This is a genomic window from Arthrobacter glacialis (assembly GCF_002909445.1).
Taxonomy (GTDB): Bacteria; Actinomycetota; Actinomycetes; order Actinomycetales; family Micrococcaceae; genus Specibacter; species Specibacter glacialis.
On record NZ_PPXC01000045.1, the window covers coordinates 1 to 1482 of the forward strand.

Here is a 1482-nt window from a genome sequence, read left to right on the forward strand (position 1 = left end):
ACCATCAGCAAAGTCACCGCTGTCCTGTCGGTGGACAACACCGCTGTGGTGGAAGGTGGCAAGATCACCTACACCGTGACCCTGATCAGTGAAGACACCAAGCTGCCAGTGACTGGCCACGGTGGTGTGACCGTGACCCTGACTGGCGGCACGGTCGTGACTATCCCGGCCGGCTCGGCCTCGGGTACCGCCTTCGTCACTGCACCGAACGACCTGTTCACCGGTGGCCAGCCTGCGATCACCAAGTCGATCACCGACATTTCGGTCACCGGCGACACCAAGTTCGAGAACCTGGTGACCGACAAGACCCCGGTCACCACTACCATCAGCGACGAGCCGAACGGCAGCGATAACCTGGTGAAAGTCAGCATCACTCCAGTCACCGACACGGTGAACGAGGCGACTGCGCCGACCTTCAAGCTCACCCTGAACCAGGCCATCGATAAACCGCTGACCGTGCTGCTGAGCACCGGTGAAACCGTGGTGTTCGCCGCTGGTGAAACCACCAAAACCATTTCGGCGCCTGCCCAAGGCGATGACGTCTTTGTTGATAAAGGCACCATCACCGTCAGCATCGACAAGGCCACCGTTACCGGTGCGCCGCTGGAGAACCTGCAGATCGGTACCCCGGCGACCGTTCAGGTCACCGACACCATCAGCAAAGTCACCGCTGTCCTGTCGGTGGACAACACCGCTGTGGTGGAAGGTGGCAAGATCACCTACACCGTCACCCTGATCAGTGAAGACACCAAGCTGCCAGTGACTGGCCACGGTGGTGTGACCGTTACCTTGACCGGTGGCACTCAGGTCACCATCAACCCGGGCTCGGCGACTGGCACTGTCAGCATCAATGCCCCGGATGATGTTTATACGGGCGGTCAGGACACCATTACCAAGTCGATCACCGGCATTGCTGTCGCTGGCGACAAGGTCTTCGAAAACCTTGTGGCAGGTACCAACTCCGTCAGCACCACGGTAAGTGACGAGCCAAGTGGCCAAGGTGATATTGCCAAGGTCAGTATTACCGGCACCACTTCGCTCACGGAAGGCGAAACTGGCGCTTACACGCTGACCCTGACCCACGCCTCCAAGGCCGAAGTCACGATCACCCTCAGCTACAGCGGCACCGCCAAAAACGGTGAGGACTTCACCGGTGTCACCACCGTGAAGATCCCGGCCAACAGCACAGGCACCTGGGACATCCAGGAGACCGTGCGCAAGACCTACGTACTTATCTTCTGATCCGCTGATCGCCTGCCTTCGATAACAACAGACAAAGCAAGGTAAACCCGACATGCGCACGCTCCTTCTCGCTCCTCTGATGCTGGCCGCCAGTGTGGCCAACGCCGCCGAAACGGTGAAAATCTACAACTGGTCCAGCTACGTCGCCCCCGACACGCTGAAGAACTTCCAGCAAGCCAGTGGCATCGTGCCCACCTACGATGTGTACGACAGCAACGAAACCCTCGACGGCAAGCTGAT

1 protein-coding gene and 1 pseudogene are annotated in these 1482 nt (G+C 59.2%); both read left to right on the forward strand.

The window, feature by feature from the left end; genetic code table 11:
* On the forward strand, window positions 1–1242 hold a 1242-nt coding region (locus tag CVS27_RS20990), incomplete at its 5' end, for an immunoglobulin-like domain-containing protein (protein ID WP_165788371.1).
* 52 nt (window positions 1243–1294) lie between these two features.
* Window positions 1295–1482: pseudogene (locus CVS27_RS20325) on the forward strand (hypothetical protein); the annotation flags it as partial.